At 72.2% G+C, this 14877-nt stretch carries 19 protein-coding genes; 12 read left to right on the top strand and 7 right to left on the bottom strand.

Annotated features, from left to right (window positions below):
• Positions 1 to 3: 3 nt before the first annotated feature.
• Both ACWEGE_RS27545 and ACWEGE_RS27540 read right to left on the bottom strand, forming a co-directional pair.
• The gene (locus tag ACWEGE_RS27545; RefSeq protein ID WP_013223833.1) at positions 4 to 342 is read right to left on the bottom strand and encodes a P-II family nitrogen regulator; all 339 of its coding nucleotides are present in this window, start codon (positions 340 to 342) and stop codon (positions 4 to 6) included.
• Positions 339 to 1724 carry an ammonium transporter gene (locus ACWEGE_RS27540; RefSeq protein ID WP_449663346.1) on the bottom strand — a complete coding sequence of 462 codons (1386 nt, stop codon included), beginning with the start codon at positions 1722 to 1724 and terminating at the stop codon, positions 339 to 341. The genes ACWEGE_RS27545 and ACWEGE_RS27540 overlap by 4 nt, the downstream gene beginning before the upstream one ends.
• Positions 1725 to 1898: 174 nt before the next feature.
• Here ACWEGE_RS27540 and ACWEGE_RS27535 point away from each other — a divergent pair, with 174 nt between their 5' ends.
• Entirely contained in the window at positions 1899 to 2747 is an 849-nt protein-coding gene (locus ACWEGE_RS27535; RefSeq protein WP_449663345.1) for a putative RNA methyltransferase, read from the top strand.
• A gap of 18 nt (positions 2748 to 2765) precedes the next feature.
• Entirely contained in the window at positions 2766 to 3392 is a 627-nt protein-coding gene (locus ACWEGE_RS27530) for a (2Fe-2S)-binding protein (protein ID WP_449663344.1), read from the top strand.
• Here ACWEGE_RS27530 and ACWEGE_RS27525 read toward each other — a convergent pair.
• Together ACWEGE_RS27525 and ACWEGE_RS27520 are read right to left on the bottom strand one after the other, a co-directional pair.
• On the bottom strand, positions 3389 to 4243 hold the full coding sequence (locus ACWEGE_RS27525) for a sigma-70 family RNA polymerase sigma factor (RefSeq protein WP_449663343.1): 855 nt from the start codon (positions 4241 to 4243) through the stop codon (positions 3389 to 3391). The genes ACWEGE_RS27530 and ACWEGE_RS27525 overlap by 4 nt on opposite strands.
• Before the next feature lie 79 nt (positions 4244 to 4322).
• Positions 4323 to 5231, bottom strand: a complete 909-nt coding sequence (locus ACWEGE_RS27520; protein ID WP_449663502.1) for a LysR family transcriptional regulator — start codon at positions 5229 to 5231, stop codon at positions 4323 to 4325.
• A gap of 71 nt (positions 5232 to 5302) precedes the next feature.
• On the opposite strand from ACWEGE_RS27520, the gene ACWEGE_RS27515 reads away from it, so the two are divergent.
• The gene (locus ACWEGE_RS27515; protein WP_449663342.1) at positions 5303 to 6124 is read left to right on the top strand and encodes an SDR family NAD(P)-dependent oxidoreductase; all 822 of its coding nucleotides are present in this window, start codon (positions 5303 to 5305) and stop codon (positions 6122 to 6124) included.
• A 4-nt stretch (positions 6125 to 6128) separates the two neighbouring features.
• Here ACWEGE_RS27515 and ACWEGE_RS27510 read toward each other — a convergent pair whose 3' ends face one another.
• Positions 6129 to 6566: a VOC family protein gene (locus tag ACWEGE_RS27510; protein WP_449663341.1), complete on the bottom strand. Its 438-nt coding sequence runs from the start codon at positions 6564 to 6566 to the stop codon at positions 6129 to 6131.
• A gap of 75 nt (positions 6567 to 6641) precedes the next feature.
• Between ACWEGE_RS27510 and ACWEGE_RS27505 the strand changes: the two genes are divergently transcribed.
• The 4 genes from ACWEGE_RS27505 (at position 6642) to ACWEGE_RS27490 (ending at position 9507) form a co-directional block, all read left to right on the top strand.
• Positions 6642 to 7928, top strand: a complete 1287-nt coding sequence (locus tag ACWEGE_RS27505) for an O-acetylhomoserine aminocarboxypropyltransferase/cysteine synthase family protein (RefSeq protein WP_449663340.1) — start codon at positions 6642 to 6644, stop codon at positions 7926 to 7928.
• The gene (locus ACWEGE_RS27500; RefSeq protein ID WP_449663339.1) at positions 7925 to 8401 is read left to right on the top strand and encodes a CoA-binding protein; all 477 of its coding nucleotides are present in this window, start codon (positions 7925 to 7927) and stop codon (positions 8399 to 8401) included. Before ACWEGE_RS27505 ends, ACWEGE_RS27500 begins: the two co-directional genes overlap by 4 nt.
• Before the next feature lie 40 nt (positions 8402 to 8441).
• A complete protein-coding gene (locus ACWEGE_RS27495; protein ID WP_449663338.1) occupies positions 8442 to 9191 on the top strand; it encodes an MBL fold metallo-hydrolase in 750 nt (249 codons plus the stop codon).
• Positions 9192 to 9333: 142 nt separating this feature from the next.
• Entirely contained in the window at positions 9334 to 9507 is a 174-nt protein-coding gene (locus tag ACWEGE_RS27490) for a hypothetical protein (protein ID WP_449663337.1), read from the top strand.
• Here ACWEGE_RS27490 and alc read toward each other — a convergent pair.
• Positions 9504 to 10517, bottom strand: coding sequence for an allantoicase (alc, locus tag ACWEGE_RS27485; protein WP_449663336.1), 1014 nt, complete (start codon positions 10515 to 10517; stop codon positions 9504 to 9506). The genes ACWEGE_RS27490 and alc overlap by 4 nt on opposite strands.
• A gap of 1 nt (position 10518) precedes the next feature.
• Positions 10519 to 11847 carry an allantoinase AllB gene (gene allB, locus ACWEGE_RS27480; RefSeq protein WP_449663335.1) on the bottom strand — a complete coding sequence of 443 codons (1329 nt, stop codon included), beginning with the start codon at positions 11845 to 11847 and terminating at the stop codon, positions 10519 to 10521.
• Positions 11848 to 11975: 128 nt separating this feature from the next.
• On the opposite strand from allB, the gene ACWEGE_RS27475 reads away from it, so the two are divergent.
• The 5 genes from ACWEGE_RS27475 to ACWEGE_RS27455 are packed head-to-tail and all read left to right on the top strand — an operon-like array spanning position 11976 to position 14773.
• Positions 11976 to 12452: a helix-turn-helix domain-containing protein gene (locus tag ACWEGE_RS27475; RefSeq protein WP_449663333.1), complete on the top strand. Its 477-nt coding sequence runs from the start codon at positions 11976 to 11978 to the stop codon at positions 12450 to 12452.
• A gap of 55 nt (positions 12453 to 12507) precedes the next feature.
• Positions 12508 to 12957 (top strand): 2-oxo-4-hydroxy-4-carboxy-5-ureidoimidazoline decarboxylase, encoded by a 450-nt coding sequence (gene uraD / locus ACWEGE_RS27470; RefSeq protein ID WP_449663332.1) that lies wholly within the window; start codon positions 12508 to 12510, stop codon positions 12955 to 12957.
• Complete coding sequence (gene uraH, locus ACWEGE_RS27465; RefSeq protein WP_449663331.1) at positions 12954 to 13271, top strand: hydroxyisourate hydrolase; 318 nt, start codon at positions 12954 to 12956, stop codon at positions 13269 to 13271. Before uraD ends, uraH begins: the two co-directional genes overlap by 4 nt.
• A 2-nt stretch (positions 13272 to 13273) precedes the next feature.
• On the top strand, positions 13274 to 14155 hold the full coding sequence (pucL, locus tag ACWEGE_RS27460; RefSeq protein ID WP_449663330.1) for a factor-independent urate hydroxylase: 882 nt from the start codon (positions 13274 to 13276) through the stop codon (positions 14153 to 14155).
• 27 nt (positions 14156 to 14182) lie between these two features.
• Entirely contained in the window at positions 14183 to 14773 is a 591-nt protein-coding gene (locus ACWEGE_RS27455; RefSeq protein WP_449663329.1) for a TetR/AcrR family transcriptional regulator, read from the top strand.
• The last annotated feature ends 104 nt before the right edge of the window (positions 14774 to 14877 follow it).

The raw sequence follows: 14877 nt of genomic DNA, 5'->3' as shown, positions 1-14877 counted from the left end.
GCCTTATAGGGCGTCCGTGCCGCGCTCGCCGGTCCGTACCCGGATGACGGTCTCCACCGGCGTCACCCACACCTTGCCGTCACCGATCTTGCCGGTGTGCGCGGCCGTGGTGATGGCCTCGAGGACCTTCTCCACGTTGGTGTCGTCGGTGACGACCTCGACCTTCAGCTTGGCCACGAAGTCCACCGAGTACTCCGCGCCGCGGTAGACCTCGGTGTGGCCCTTCTGGCGGCCGTAGCCCTGGACCTCGCTGACCGTCATGCCCAGCACGCCCAGCTGCTCCAGCGCGGAGCGGACGTCGTCGAGCGTGAACGGCTTGACAATCGCCGTGATGAGCTTCATGCCTTGCTCTCCTCGAGTTTCGCAGCCGGGGTGGACTTGACCGGGATGGTGTTCGGCGAGCCGAGGCCGCCGCCCGTCCCGGTGAAGTCGTAGGCGCTCTCCGCGTGCTGGGCTTCGTCGATGCCGCTGACCTCGTCCTCGGTGCTGACGCGGAAGCCGCCGGCCTTCTTGATCGCGAAGCCGATGATGAAGGAAAGCACGAAGGAGTACGCGAGCACCGCACCGGCGGCCGCGGCCTGCCGGCCCAGCTGGGTGAACCCACCGCCGTAGAACAGGCCGTCCGCGCCGAGCGAGTTGACGCTCGTGGTGCCGAAGAAGCCGATCAGCAGGGTGCCGACGATACCGCCGACCAGGTGGACGCCCACGACGTCGAGCGAGTCGTCGAAGCCGAACTTGAACTTGAGCGAGATGGCGAGCGCGCAGAGCGCACCGGCGATGAGACCGATCGCGATGGCCCCGAGCGGGCTCACGAAACCACACGCCGGGGTGATGGCGACCAGACCGGCGACCGCGCCGGAAGCCGCGCCGAGGGTGGTCGGCTTGCCGAACTTGATCTGCTCGATCAGCAGCCAGCCGAGGACGGCGGCGGCGGTGGCGACGGTGGTGTTGGTGAACGCGACGGCGGCGAGGTCGTTGGCGGCCAGCGCCGAACCGGCGTTGAAGCCGTACCAGCCGAACCACAGCAGCGAAGCGCCGAGGAGCACGAACGGCACGTTGTGCGGGCGGCCGGTGTCCTTCGGCCAGCCCTTGCGCTTGCCGAGCACGATCGCCAGCGCGAGACCCGCGGCACCGGCGTTGATGTGGACCGCGGTACCACCGGCGAAGTCGAGTGCCTTGAGGTTGTTGGCGATCCAGCCGCCGACCGCGTTCTCGCCGACGAAGCCGTTGAAGGAGAACACCCAGTGCGCGACCGGGAAGTACACGACCGTCACCCAGATGACGACGAACAGCGTCCAGCCCCAGAACTTCGCTCGGTCGGCGATGGCGCCGGAGATCAGCGCGGGCGTGATGATCGCGAACATCAGCTGGAACATCACGAACGCGAGCACGGGCAGCGCGTCCGAACCGGGCCAGGCCACCGCCGGGCTCGTGTCGGTGGCGGCGACCGCGAAGCCGGCGAGCTTGCCGAAGGTGTTTTCGAGGCCGGCGAAGTGGAAGTTACCGACGAAGCCGCCGAAGGCGTCGTCGCCGAAGGACATCGAGAAGCCGTACAGGGCCCACAGCACCCCCACCACGGCCAACGCGATGAAGTTCATCATCAGCATGTTCAGGACGCTCTTCGCGCGGACCATGCCGCCATAGAAGAACGCCAGTCCTGGGGTCATGAGCATGACCAGCGCGGCGCTGGCCAATACCCACGCGGTGTCTCCTGCGTTCAGCACAATCGTCCTCCCGTGCCCTGGGTTCGTGCGTTGGCAGTTTTGGCGCGCGGTGTTTCACGGGACGGCGCGCGAGGTTTCACCCGGGTGAACTGTCCGCGCCCGGTTGTTACAGCCAGGTTTCCCAGGACCCCTCCTGGAGTGTCCGGTTGCGAAACGTCATGGTCGAATATCCCCATGCCACCGGTCGACCACGAGAATGACCCACTGCCACCCCGGGTCCTCGAAGCACTGCGGTGTTCGGTGTGCGGCGACCCGATCGGACTAACCGGACGCACGGTGCGTTGCGGAAACCGCCACTCATTTGATCTAGCTCGCCAGGGTTACGTGAACCTGTTGCACGCGCGAATTCCGGCCGGCACAGCGGACACCGCGCCGATGGTCGCGGCGCGCGCGGACTTCCTCGCGTCGGGCGCCTACGAGCCCCTCGCCGACGAGCTCGCCCGCGTTTGCGCGGCGAGCGGCGGGCTGGTGATCGACGCGGGCGCGGGCACCGGCTACTACCTCGCGCGGGTGCTCGAGGCGTCGGACGCCTTCGGCCTCGCGCTCGACGTCTCGGCGGTGGCCCTGCGGCGGGCGGCCCGTGCGCACCCGCGGCTGGGCGCGGCGGTGTGGAACCTGTGGGAGCCCTGGCCGGTGGGCGACGGCGTGGCGTCGGTCGTGCTGAACGTCTTCGCGCCGCGCAACGGGCCGGAGTTCCACCGCGTGCTGCGGCCCGGCGGCCTGCTGGTCGTCGCGGCGCCCGCCCCGGAGCACCTCCGCGAGCTGGGCGACCTCGTCCTGGCCGTCGACGAGCGCAAGGACGAGCGCCTGGACGCCACGCTCGGCGAGTACTTCACGCGCGCCGGCCGCACGGAGGTCCGGCGCGCGGTCGAGCTGACGCCGCGGCAGGTGCGCCAGGCCGTCGAAATGGGCCCCGCCGGGTTCCACCTGGACCGCGACGGGCGCCGGGAGCGCCTGGCCGCGCTGCACGAGCCGCAGGTGGTGACGATCTCGTTCACCGTCTCGACGTACCGGCGGCGCTGAGTCTGGAAGGGTGAAGGGGTGAAGCCCGACTGGACCGCGTCCGCGACCCGGCTCGCGGACGCGGAGTGGGTGCGGGCCCGCATCGGCGGCGCCGCGAAGCTGTACGGCTGCGCGCGGCCCGAGGTGCTCGGCACGATCTGGTGGTACTCGCTGTCGTCGGTGCTGGTCGGGCCGGCGGTCGACGGCCTGGTCGCGGGGACGCTGGTGGATCCGTCCCTGGACGCCGTGGAGCTCGACCTCGTCGCCGACGGCCGGTTCCTGGGCGCGCGGTCCACCCGGGCCCTCGACGGAGGCCTCCCGGCACTGGGCGTCGCGCTGAGGGCCGCTCTCGGCACCGCGATCACCACCATCGCCGCGGTCAGCGGGGCCCGGGAGCGGGCGCTCGGGGCCATCGCCACCGACTCGATCGGCAACCGGCTGCTGTGGACACCCGATCCGGAGCGCGCGATGACGCTCGCCGAGCCGTTGGTCGCCGCGATCGGCCTGGGCCTGCCGAAGCCGCGTTTCGTGCGCGTCGGCCGCACCCCGGCCGTCCGGCGTGCTTCGTGCTGCCTGATCTACGAAGTCGGCAACCCCAAGTGCGTGAGCTGCCCGCGCCAGACGCCGTCAGAGCGCGAAGCCCGCCTTCGGGCCGCGCTGGGCTAGAGAACCGCCAGCTCCAGCTCCCGCAGCCGCTCCGGGTCGGCGATGACCTCGATGCCCGTGATGCGGTCGCCCTCGACCCGGAACGCCAGGACCACCGCCAACCGGCCCTCGCGCACCATGAGCAGACCGGGGGCGCCGTCGACCAGGGCGAGTTCGCTCGCGCGAGCCCGCTCCGACGCCAGGATCGCGCCGCGGCGGACGCTCTCGACGCCGCGCAGCTCGATCGGGGCGGGGCTCGGGCCGACGAACCGGTCGGCGTGCAGCACGACGTCCGGGTCGAGCAGGGACAGGAGCGCTTCGAAGTCGCCGCCGCGCGACGCCGCCAGGAAGGCTTCGACGACCTTGCGCCGCCGCGGCAGGTCCGCGTCCGCGGTGGTCCCGCCCTGCACCCGGCGACGGGCGCGGCTGGCGAGCTGCCGGGTCGCGGCCGGGGTCTTGCCGATCACCGGCGCGATCTCGTCGAAGGGCACCGCGAACATGTCGTGCAGCACGAACGCGACGCGCTCGGCCGGGCCCAGCGCGTCGAGCACCACCAGCAGCGCCAGCCCGACGGTGTCGGCCAGTTCGGCTTCCTGTCCGGGGTCGCGGCGCTCGTCGTCCGGCTCGGGCTGCCCGTCGAGGGGCTCCTCGCGGTGGTTGCGGCGGGTGCGCAGCAGGGACAGGCACACCCGGGCGACCACGGTGGTCAGCCACGCGGGGAGGTTGTCGATCCCGCCGGCGCCGGTGCGGTGCAACCGCAGCCACGCCTCCTGGACGGCGTCGTCGGCTTCGGCGGCCGAGCCCAGCATGCGGTAGGCGACCGCCCGCAGCCGCGGCCGCTCCAGCTCGAACCGCTCGGTCAGCGCGTCCACCGTGTTCCCTCTCCTTCGCCGTCCCAGGGAGTAGACCCCGTCCCGGCGGGCGATGTGACCGGATTGCGCGTGATCTCGGTCATCCCGCGGCGACCCGGCGCAGGACGTCGGCCAGCAGGGCCGCGGGCTCGGGCACCCGTCCGGGCAGCCGCGCCAGCACCACCCGCCGCCGCTCCGACGGGCCGCCGCGGACCTCCAGCACCCGCACCCCCGGCGGCACGGCCTCGGCCAGCGAAGCCGGCACCGTCGTGAGCCCGCAGCCCGCGGCGACCAGGCTCAGCTTCGCCAGCCAGTCACGGGCGGTGTGGGCGATGTCGGGCCGCTCGTCGAGGCCGGGCCACACGCCCATCAGGGTGTCCTCCCCCGCCGACGGCCCGGCGATCCAGCGCTGCCCGCGCAGGTCCGCGACGTCGACCGGGCCCGCGCCGGCCAGCGGGTGTCCCGCGGGCACCGCGAGGCGAAGGGTGCGCTCGGCGAGCGTCTCGAGGCGCAGCGCCGGCGTCTCGGCGTCCGGCGGGCGGAACGGCGGGACCGAGCCGAGCACGGCCAGGTCGAGCGTGCCCGCGCGCAGCGCCCGGACGAGCACCGGTGTCGTGCCTTCCCGGGTGACCACCGTGACGGCGGGATGCGTCCGCCGCAGTTCGGCGACGGCGCGCGGCACCAGCACCGCGCCCGCGCTGGGGAACCAGCCCAACCGGACCGTGCCGGCGTCGGCGGGCAGGCCGGCCAGCTCGCGCCCGGCGGCGTCGATCTCGTCGAGCACCGCGATCGCCCGGCGCAGCACGACGGTCCCGGCCGGGGTGAGCCGGACGCCACCGGGCCGTCGCTCCAGCACGGGCGTGCGGGCCACCCGTTCGAGCGACGCGATCTGCCGCGACACCGCGGACTGCGTGTAGCCGAGCGCCGCCGCGGCCGCCGTGAGGGTGCCCCGTTCGGCGACCTCGCGGAACACGCGCAGGGCGACCAGGGAGACGTCACCGAAGTCCATGACGTTCACGCATACCAGGGTTGCGGCTTTCTCGCTTTTCGCATGCCTCGATCGCCCCTAGCGTGGCCGGTATGACACGTATCGCCGTGGTGACCGGGGCCAACCAGGGCCTCGGCTTCGCCCTCGTCCGCGGGCTCGCCGCCCGGCTCGCTCCCGAAGACCTCGTCCTGCTCACCGGCCGCGACGCCGGCCGGGTGGCGGCCGCCGCCGCCCGCGTCACCGCCGAGCCGGCGACGCGCAGCCGGGTCGAGGGGCGCGTCCTCGACGTCTCCGATCCCGATGCGGTGGCCCGCTTCGCCGAGCCGGCCGACATCGTGATCTCGAACGCCATCGGCCCGCTCGACCCGGGCCGTCCGCAGGCCGAGCAGGCCGACGTCTTCCTCGACGTCGCCAACGGCGGTACGCACGCGGTGCTGCGGTCGTTCGGTCCGGTCCTGCGCCCGGGCGGCCGGCTGCTGGTCGTGGCCAGTTCGCTGGGCACCCTGGGCCACCTGCCCGAGCCGCTGCGGGCGCGCTTCGACGGCGTCTCGCTGGACGACGTCGAGAAGGCGGTCGAGGACTGGCGTTCGGCGATCCACGACGGCACGGCCGCGGCGCGGGGCTGGCCGGAGTGGATCAACGTGCCGTCGAAGGTGGCGCAGGTCGCGGCGGTCCGGGCGGTGGCGGCCGAGCGCCGGGACACCGATCTGGCGAACGGCACCCTGGTGGCGGCGGTCTGCCCGGGGCTGGTGGACACGCGGGCGTCCCGGCCGTGGTTCAGCGACTTCAGCCAGGCCCAGACGCCGGACGAGGCCGCGCGGGCCGTCCTGGACCTGGTGTTCGCCGACGTCGACCCGGCGACCTACGGCGAGCTCGTCAGGTTCGGGCGGGTGCTGCCCTGGACCGGCGGCTGACCGATCAGAGCACGCAGAACTCGTTGCCCTCGGGGTCGGCCAGCACGAAGTGGTCGGGACGGCCGTCCAGCCGGTGCTCGCGCAGGACCGTCGCACCCGCGGCGGTCAGCCGGGCGATCGCCTCCACGACCCGCTCCCAGCGCGTCTCCCACGACACCTCGCGGCCGCCGCCGGCCTGGACGTCCAGGTGGACGCGGTTCTTCGCCACCTTGCCTTCGGGGACCTTGAGGAAGCTCAGGCTCGGCAGGACGCCCTCCGGATCGGTCAGGTACGCGCCGTCGTCCCACTCCTCCTCGGGGACGCCGTTCTGCGCGAACCACGCCTCCCAGCTCGCGAACCCCGCCGGGGGCGGGCGTTCGATGTAGCCGAGGGCCACCGCCCAGAACCTCGCCAGCGCTCGGGGGTCCGCGCAGTCGATCGTCACGCTCCAGCGCACCGTCACGGGGTGGAGCGTAACCGCGCCCACGGCCTGGGAGGGCGTGTCATCCGGGGGATGCTGCGGTTACCGTGAACCACGATGAGTGAACGCAGCTGGGGCTTCCGCACCCGCGCCCTGCACGCGGGCGGCACGCCCGACCCGGCCACCGGCGCGCGGGCCGTGCCGATCTACCAGACCACGAGCTTCGTCTTCGAGGACGCCGCCGATGCCGCGAACCTCTTCGCGCTGCAGAAGTACGGGAACATCTACAGCCGGATCGGGAACCCGACCGTGGCCGCCTTCGAGGAGCGGATCGCCAGTCTCGAAGGCGCGATCGGCGGGGTCGCCACCGCGAGCGGGCAGGCCGCGGAGTTCCTCACCTTCAGCGCGCTCACCGAGGCCGGCGACCACATCGTGTCCGCGAGCGGCCTCTACGGCGGGACCGTCACCCAGCTCACCGGCACGCTCCGGCGCTTCGGCGTCGAGACCACCTTCGTCAGCGGCGGGATCGACGACTACGCCGCCGCGATCACCGAGCGGACGCGGCTGCTCTACACCGAGGTGATCGGCAACCCCGGCGGCGGCATCGCCGACCTCGCCGCGCTGGCGGACCTCGCCCACGCCCACGACATCCCGCTGGTCGTCGACGCGACGCTGGCCACGCCGTACCTGTGCCGTCCGATCGAGCACGGCGCCGACATCGTGCTGCACTCGGCCACGAAGTTCCTCGGCGGGCACGGGACCACGCTCGGCGGGATCGTCGTCGAGTCCGGGAAGTTCGACTGGGGCAACGGGAAGTTCCCGCGGATGACCGAGACCGTCGACAGCTACGGCGGCCTGCGGTACTGGGAGAACTTCGGCGAGTACGCGTTCTGCACGCGGCTGCGCGCCGAGCAGCTGCGGGACATCGGCGCGGCCCTCTCGCCGCACTCGGCTTTCCTGCTGCTGCAAGGGGTCGAGACGCTCCCCCAGCGGATGGACGCGCACGTGGCGAACGCCCGCGCGGTCGCCGAGTACCTCGAAGCCGACCCGCGCGTGGCCTGGGTGTCCTACGCCGGCTTGCCGTCGCACCCGCACCACGACCTGGCGCGGAAGTACCTGCCGGCGGGCCCGGGCGCGGTGTTCTCCTTCGGCATCGACGGCGGCCGGGCGGCCGGCGAGAAGTTCGTCGAATCGGTGGAGCTGCTGTCACACCTGGCCAACGTCGGCGACGCGCGGACCCTCGTCATCCACCCGGCGTCGACCACGCACGCGCAGCTGTCGGAGGCGCAGCTCGCGGCCGCCGGGGTCGGGCCCGACCTGATCCGGCTGTCGGTCGGCCTGGAAGACGTCGAGGACATCCTTTGGGACCTCGACCAGGCACTGGGCAAGGCGGTGGCCGGATGACCCACGACGTCGGCGCCGTCGAGCGGCGCGCGATCCTGACCCGGACGAAGTCGGTGACGCTGGTCGGCGCGTCGGCCAACCCGGCCCGGCCGAGCTACTTCGTCGCGACCTACCTGCTCTCGTCGACGCGGTACGAGGTCAACTTCGTCAACCCGCGCCTGGACACGCTGTTCGGCAAGCCGGTGTACGCGTCGCTGAAGGACGTCCCGGGTGAGCCGGACCTGGTCAGCGTGTTCCGCAGGCACGACGACCTGCCGCAGGTCGCCGAGGAGGTCGTCGACGCCGGCGCCCGGACGCTGTGGCTGCAGCTCGGCTTGTGGCACGAGCCGGTGGCAGACCGGGCGCGGGCAGCCGGGCTGGACGTGGTGATGAACCGCTGTGTGAAGATCGAGCACGCGCGGTTCGCCGGCGGGCTGCACCTGGCCGGGTTCAACACGGGCGTGATCAGCTCGCGGCGGCCGTCGGCGCCCTGAGCCGGGAAGAGAACGGCCGTTCCCGATGTTGGCCACGGGTATGACCTTGGGGATCACGCTTTCCGGCGGCCCGACCGCCCTGCTGGAACTGGGCGGCGTCCGGCTGCTCACCGACCCGACCTTCGACGCGCCCGGCGAGCACCCGAGCGGTCCGCGCGTGCTGGTCAAGACCGAGGATTCGGTGCTGACCGAAGAGGCGATCGGGGTGGTGGACGCCGTCCTGCTGTCACACGACCAGCACCCGGACAACCTGGACGACCGCGGTCGCGCGTACCTGGCGACGGTGCCGTTGACGCTGATCACGCCGAGCGGGGCTTCGCGGCTCGGCGGGACGGCCCGTGGCCTGGAGCCGTGGGAGTCGACGCAGGTGGGCCCGCTGACGGTGACGGCGGTACCGGCACTGCACGGACCGGAAGGGGCTTCGGCGGTCACCGGGGACGTGACGGGGTTCGTGCTGACCGGCGACGGGCTGCCGACGGTGTACGTGAGCGGGGACAACGCGTCGGTGGACCTGGTGCGGGAGATCGCGGGGCGGTTCCCGGTGGACATCGCGGTGCTGTTCGCCGGAGCGGCCCGTACGGTCCTGTTCGACGGCGCTCCCCTCACACTGACCAGCGTCGACGCGGCCGAGGCCGCCAAGGTGCTCGGCGCGGCCAAGGTGGTGCCGCTGCACTTCCGGGGCTGGGGGCACTTCAGCGAGGGGCCGGACGCGCTGCGGGAGGCGTTCGAGGCCGCGGGACTGGGTGACCGGCTGGTGCTGCTCGAGCCCGGCGAACGCGCGGAGGTCTGAGCCGGCTCGTGAGTGGTAAGGCGGGTTAGAACCCGCCTTACCACTCACGACCCCCGGGCGGCTGCGTGGGTGCGGGCGGATGCCGGTGGCCGGGGTGGGGAGCCCGCGGTGGGCCGGCTCGGCGCCGTGAGAGGCTGGCGGCATGGCCAAGCCGACCCCGCTGCAGTTCCGGAACATCCTCGTCGCCGCCCTCGCGGCGGCGGGCTTCGTCTGGAGTGTCGTCGTCGGCATGCAGTGGTGGGTCAGCGCGATCGTCGGCTGCGCGTGCGTCCTGTCGCTCGCCTCCGCCTACCTCAACCGGCCCGGCGCGAACTAGCGCGTCTTGTCGAACCGGGCCTTCAGGTTCGTCCGGCCCGCCTCCGTGAGCCGCCCGAACAGGCGCAGGCGAGCCAGGCCGCCGTCGGGGTAGATGTCGAGCCGGGCCTCCGTCACCTCGGGGCCGTCCGGCAGCGCGAAGCGGTGTCGCGTGTCCGGCTGCAACCGCGTCTTCGGCAGCAGCGGCACCCACTCGCCGTACGTCTCCCGGCCGCTGACCGACGCCCAGCCCGGCGCGTTGCCCTTCAGGTTGCTGGTGTCCAGCTCGACGAACCGGACGATCCCGGCGCCGGCCAGCCGCAGTGTCACCCAGTCGTTGCCGTCGTCGCGGCGGCGGGCCGTCTCCCAGCCCTCCGCCTGGTGGGCGGCCAGGCCCGGCGACAGGATGTTGTTCGGCGAGGAGTAGAAGCGGTTGCTGCAGCCGGTGACGATCGCGCCGTTCTCCAGCGCCGCCAGGTCGAGCGCGTCCAGGTCCAGCAGCGCCGGGTCCGGGACCGGCGCACCGTGCACGCGCAGGCGCGCCACTCCCCCGTCCGGGTGCTGCGTCAGCCGGACGTGCGTGTAGCGCCGGGAACCGTTGACCGCGTAGAAGTTCTCCGTGTGCCCCGAAGCCGGGGCGCGGTCGACCAGGACGTCCCAGTCGGCCGTCTGCAGCTCCGCCGCGCTCGGGTAGCCCGCGACCGACGTCGCTTCGACCGAGACGAACGGCGGGTAGTTGCCCTTGAAGAACGCCGTGTCGACGACGACGCCGGTGACCGTGCCGGCCAGGCCGAGCCGCAGGATGGCCTGATCATCGCCCGGTTCGCGGTGACGGCGGGTCTCCCAGCCGTCGTAGACCTGGCCCTTCGGCCCGAACGTCTCCGCGCGGTGCGCCGGCACCCACGGGTTGACCAGGTTCTCCTTCTCGGCGAACAGCTCGTCGGTCGCCCACATCACCGTCCCGCCGAAGCGGCGGGAGGCGAGGTCGGGCAGTTCTGTCCACTCCGGACGGTCGGTCACGCGGCCCTCCATTTCAGCAGTCCCCCCGGGTCAGCAGCTCGCCGTGCGGCGAGTCGCCGGTGATTTCGGTGCCCCGCAGCCAGGTCGAGCGCACGACGCCGGCGAGCGGCCGCCGGTCGTAGGCGCTGACCGGGTTGCGGTGCTTCAGCTTCGCGACGTCGACCACGAACGCCTCCTCCGGCGCGAACACGCAGAAGTCGGCGTCGTAGCCCACCGCGAGGTGCCCCTTGCGGCGCATCCCGGCCTGCGCGGCCGGGCGCTCGGCCATCCAGCGCACGACGTCGGCGAGGGCGAACCCGCGCTGCCTCGCCTGCGTCCAGATCGCCGGGAGTCCCAGCTGCAGGCTCGAAATGCCGCCCCACGCCTGGCCGAAATCGCCGCTGTCGAAGCGTTTCAGCTCCGGCGTGCACGGCGAGTGGTCGCTGACGATCGTGTCGATGACGCCGTCCGCGAGGCCCTGCCAGAGCAGCTCGCGGTTGGCCGCCTCGCGGATCGGCGGGCAGCACTTGAACTGCGTCGCGCCGTCGCGGATCTCTTCGGCGACGAAGCTGAGGTAGTGCGGGCAGGTCTCCGCCGACAGCCGGACGCCCTCGCGGCGCGCCGCGGCGATCAGCGGCAGCGCGTCCGAAGAGGACAGATGCAGGATGTGCGCCCGCGCCGAATGACGACGGGCCGCGTCGATCACCTGCGAGATCGCGAGGTTCTCCGCCTGCCGCGGCCGCGAGTGGAGAAAGTCGACATAGCGACCGCCGTGCGGTTCCGGCGCCGAATCGATCTCGTGGGCGTCCTCGGCGTGGACGATCATCAGCGCGTCGAAGGAACTCAGCTCGCGCAACGCTTCGTCCAGCCCGGCCGGGTCGAGCGGCGGGAACTCGTCGACGCCGGAGTGCAGCAGGAAGCACTTGAAGCCGAACACGCCGGCGTCGTGCAGGCCGCGCAGATCTCCGGCGTTGCCCGGGATCGCGCCGCCCCAGAAACCGACGTCGACGTGCACCCGGCCGGTGGCCGCCTTGCGCTTGACCTCCAGCGCGGCGACGTCGACGGTCGGCGGCAGGCTGTTCAGCGGCATGTCCACGATCGTGGTCACCCCGCCCGCCGCGGCCGCGCGGGTCGCCGTCTCGAAGCCCTCCCACTCGGCGCGGCCGGGGTCGTTGACGTGGACGTGCGTGTCGACCAGCCCCGGCAGCAGCACGACGTCGTCGCCGAGGTCGAGGACGCAGTCGCCGGTCAGCGCCGCGCCGCCGGGCTCGACCGCGACGATCCGGCCGCCGTCGACGCCGATGGTTGCCGGGACTTCGCCCTCGGCCGTCACGGCCCGGGCGGCACGCACCACAAGATCCATCCGAAGCCCTTCGTCGGGAGGAATGACACCGCCGATTTCACAGACCGGAAAGACGGTTTCGCACAACGACAGTAACCACGGCGCGCGCCGCTCGTCAACGACGGACGCGGCGCGTTACGGTCATCCTCGTGCGGCTTGAAGCGGAGTTCACCAGCGAACCGTTCCACGGCGAAGGTTCACCACCCGAGCACGCCGTCGCCGCCCGCGACGCCGCCACGGAAGCCGGGCTGGACACCGATTTCGGCCCGCTCGGGACCCTCGCGCGCGGCGAGGCGAAGGAACTGCTCGAAGCCCTGCCGTCGATCGCGAAAGCGGCCCTGGAGGGCGGCGCCACGCGGGTCACGCTGCAGCTGCGCCGGGCCGACGACCCGGGCAGCGCCCCCGTCGTCGAACTGAACGACGCCTTGGCGCGGCTGATCGCCGACGTCGAGCGCGAACTGGGCGCCAAGCTGGGCGAACTCGACCGCGCGGGCAAGCAGCGCGCGGTGCGGCTGCTGCGCGAACGCGGCGCCTTCGGGCTGCGGAAGTCCGTCTCGTCGGTGGCCGACGCGCTCGGCGTCACGCGGTTCACCGTCTACAACTACCTCAACCGGGAAGCCGACTGACCAGCGCTTTCAACAAAATGTTGACGGAACTCCGGCGTCGACGTACGGTCAGCCCGTGCTGCTCACCGAGTTCAACACCACCGACGTCCGCCCGCTGCTGACGGACTGCCTCGCCGTGCCCCGGTGGGTCGACACCGTGCTGGCCGGGCGGCCGTACGCCGATCTCGACGCGCTGAAAGCCGCCGCCGACCTGCCGCTGAGCAGCGACGAGATCCGGCAGGCGATGGCCGCGCACCCGCGGATCGGCGAGAAACCGGCGGACGGCTGGGCGCGGTCGGAACAGTCCGGTGTGGACAATCCGGACGCCTTCGCCGCCGCGAACGCCGAGTACGAAGCCAAGTTCGGACACGTCTACCTGGTCTGCGCGAGCGGGCGCAGCGGCGAAGAGCTGCTGAAGATCCTGCGGGAGCGGCTGGGCAACGACCCCGCGACCGAGCTGGCCATCGCCGGGCGGGAACTGGTGAAGATCGCCGCGCTGCGACTGGCCAAGGCGGTGACGGCGTGAGCCTCGTGACCACCCACGTCCTCGACACGGCAGCCGGACGGCCCGCGGCCGGGATCGCCGTCCGCTTCGAGACCGCCGACGGGACGCCGATCGCCGACGGCCGCACCGACGACGACGGCCGGATCCGCGACCTCGGCCCGGATTCCCTGGCACCGGGTGTCTACCGCCTGGTCTTCGACACCGGCGCCCACCTGGGCCCGGACGCCTTCTTCCCGGAGGTCGCCCTGGCTTTCCGGATCACCGACGGAAGCGCGCACCACCACGTGCCGCTCCTGCTCAGCCCGTTCGCCTATTCGACCTACCGAGGGAGCTGACCGTGACCATCACCCTGGGCCCCAACCAGTACGGCAAGGCGGAGGTCCGCCTGGTCACGGTGCGCCGCGACGGCCCGGTGCACCACCTCAAGGACCTCACGGTTTCGACGTCCCTGCGCGGCGAGCTGGCCGCGACGCACCTGACCGGCGACAACGCCGGCGTGCTGGCGACCGACACGCAGAAGAACACCGTGTACGCCTTCGCGAAGGAGGCGCCGGTCGGTGAGATCGAGGACTTCGGCCTGCGCCTGGCCCGGCACTTCGTGGGCACCCAGGAGAACATCACCGGCGCGCGCGTCAAGCTCGACGAGCACGGCTGGGACCGGATCGCGGTCGGCGGCGAGCCGCACGACCACGCGTTCAGCCGGTCCGGGGACGAGCGCCGGACGACGGCGGTGACGGTCCAGGACGACCGCGCGTGGGTGGTGTCCGGCATCGACGGCCTGACGCTGCTGAAGTCGACGGGCTCGGAGTTCCACGGCTTCCCGCGCGAGGAGTACACGACCCTCGCCGAGACGACCGACCGCATCCTGGCCACCGCCGTCACGGCCCGCTGGCGCTACCAGGGCGAGGGCATCGACTGGGCGGCTTCCCACGGCGAGATCCGGCGGCTGCTGCTGGAGACCTTCGCGACGAAGCACAGCCTTTCGCTGCAGCAGACGCTGTACGCGATGGGCGAAGCGGTGTTGAAGGCGCGCGAGGAGGTCGCCGAGGTGCGGTTGTCGCTGCCGAACAAGCACCACTTCCTGGTGGACCTGAGCCCGTTCGGGCTGAAGAACGACAACGAGGTGTTCTACGCGGCGGACCGGCCGTACGGGCTGATCGAGGGCACGATCCTGCGCGACGACGCCGAGGCCCCGGGGCCGGCCTGGGACATCCACTGAGTTGATAGAACGCTCTATCATCGAGGGGTGGCAGGGACCAAGGAACGCATCATGGCCGCCGGCGCCGAGCTCTTCCGGCGCAACGGCTACGCCGGTACCGGCCTGAAGCAGATCGTCGCCGAGGCCAACGCGCCCTTCGGGTCCCTCTACCACTTCTTCCCCGGCGGCAAGGAACAGCTCGGCGAAGAGGTCATCCGCACCTCCGGGCTCGCCTACATCGCCCTCTTCGACCTCTTCATCGCCCCGGCCGCGGACGTCGTCAGCGGCATCGAAGCCTTCTTCGCCGCCGGGGTCGCGACCCTCGAAGCCACCGGCTACGTCGAAGGCTGCCCGATCGCGACCGTCGCCCTCGAGGTCGCCTCGACCAACGAGCCGCTGCGGCAGGCCACCGCCGACGTCTTCACCGCCTGGATCGACGCCGGCACCGAAAAGTTCGCGAAGTTCGGGCTGCCGCGGGAAGCCGCCCGGACGCTCACCATCACCGCCGTCAACAACCTCGAAGGCGCCTTCGTCCTCTGCCGCTCGCTGCGCGACACCGAAGCCATGGCCGTCGCCGGGGCCGCGACCGTCGACGTCGCCCGGCGGCTCCTGCGGGAGAACCCTCAACGACAGCCGTAATGCTGGGCAAAAGTTACCAACATGGCGCTTGACCACGTGGTATGGCACCGCTGATCCTGATGGCTGGTCTAGTCCTCCTGCCTCACAACGTCGTCCGGTTGGAG

The sequence above is a fragment of the Amycolatopsis sp. NPDC004747 genome (assembly GCF_053601335.1).
This window is presented reverse-complemented; position numbering and strand designations above follow the sequence as displayed.

Excerpts from the sequence above, each read along its gene's own strand:
- allB (WP_449663335.1), bottom strand. The coding sequence starts at position 11,847 with ATGGATCTTGTGGTGCGTGCCGCCCGGGCCGTGACGGCCGAGGGCGAA.
- ACWEGE_RS27495 (WP_449663338.1), top strand. The coding sequence starts at position 8,442 with ATGACCTTGGGGATCACGCTTTCCGGCGGCCCGACCGCCCTGCTGGAA.
- alc (WP_449663336.1), bottom strand. The coding sequence starts at position 10,517 with ATGGAGGGCCGCGTGACCGACCGTCCGGAGTGGACAGAACTGCCCGAC.
- ACWEGE_RS27500 (WP_449663339.1), top strand. The coding sequence starts at position 7,925 with ATGACCCACGACGTCGGCGCCGTCGAGCGGCGCGCGATCCTGACCCGG.
- ACWEGE_RS27535 (WP_449663345.1), top strand. The coding sequence starts at position 1,899 with ATGCCACCGGTCGACCACGAGAATGACCCACTGCCACCCCGGGTCCTC.
- ACWEGE_RS27520 (WP_449663502.1), bottom strand. The coding sequence starts at position 5,231 with ATGGACTTCGGTGACGTCTCCCTGGTCGCCCTGCGCGTGTTCCGCGAG.
- ACWEGE_RS27515 (WP_449663342.1), top strand. The coding sequence starts at position 5,303 with ATGACACGTATCGCCGTGGTGACCGGGGCCAACCAGGGCCTCGGCTTC.
- ACWEGE_RS27505 (WP_449663340.1), top strand. The coding sequence starts at position 6,642 with ATGAGTGAACGCAGCTGGGGCTTCCGCACCCGCGCCCTGCACGCGGGC.
- ACWEGE_RS27545 (WP_013223833.1), bottom strand. The coding sequence starts at position 342 with ATGAAGCTCATCACGGCGATTGTCAAGCCGTTCACGCTCGACGACGTC.
- ACWEGE_RS27490 (WP_449663337.1), top strand. The coding sequence starts at position 9,334 with ATGGCCAAGCCGACCCCGCTGCAGTTCCGGAACATCCTCGTCGCCGCC.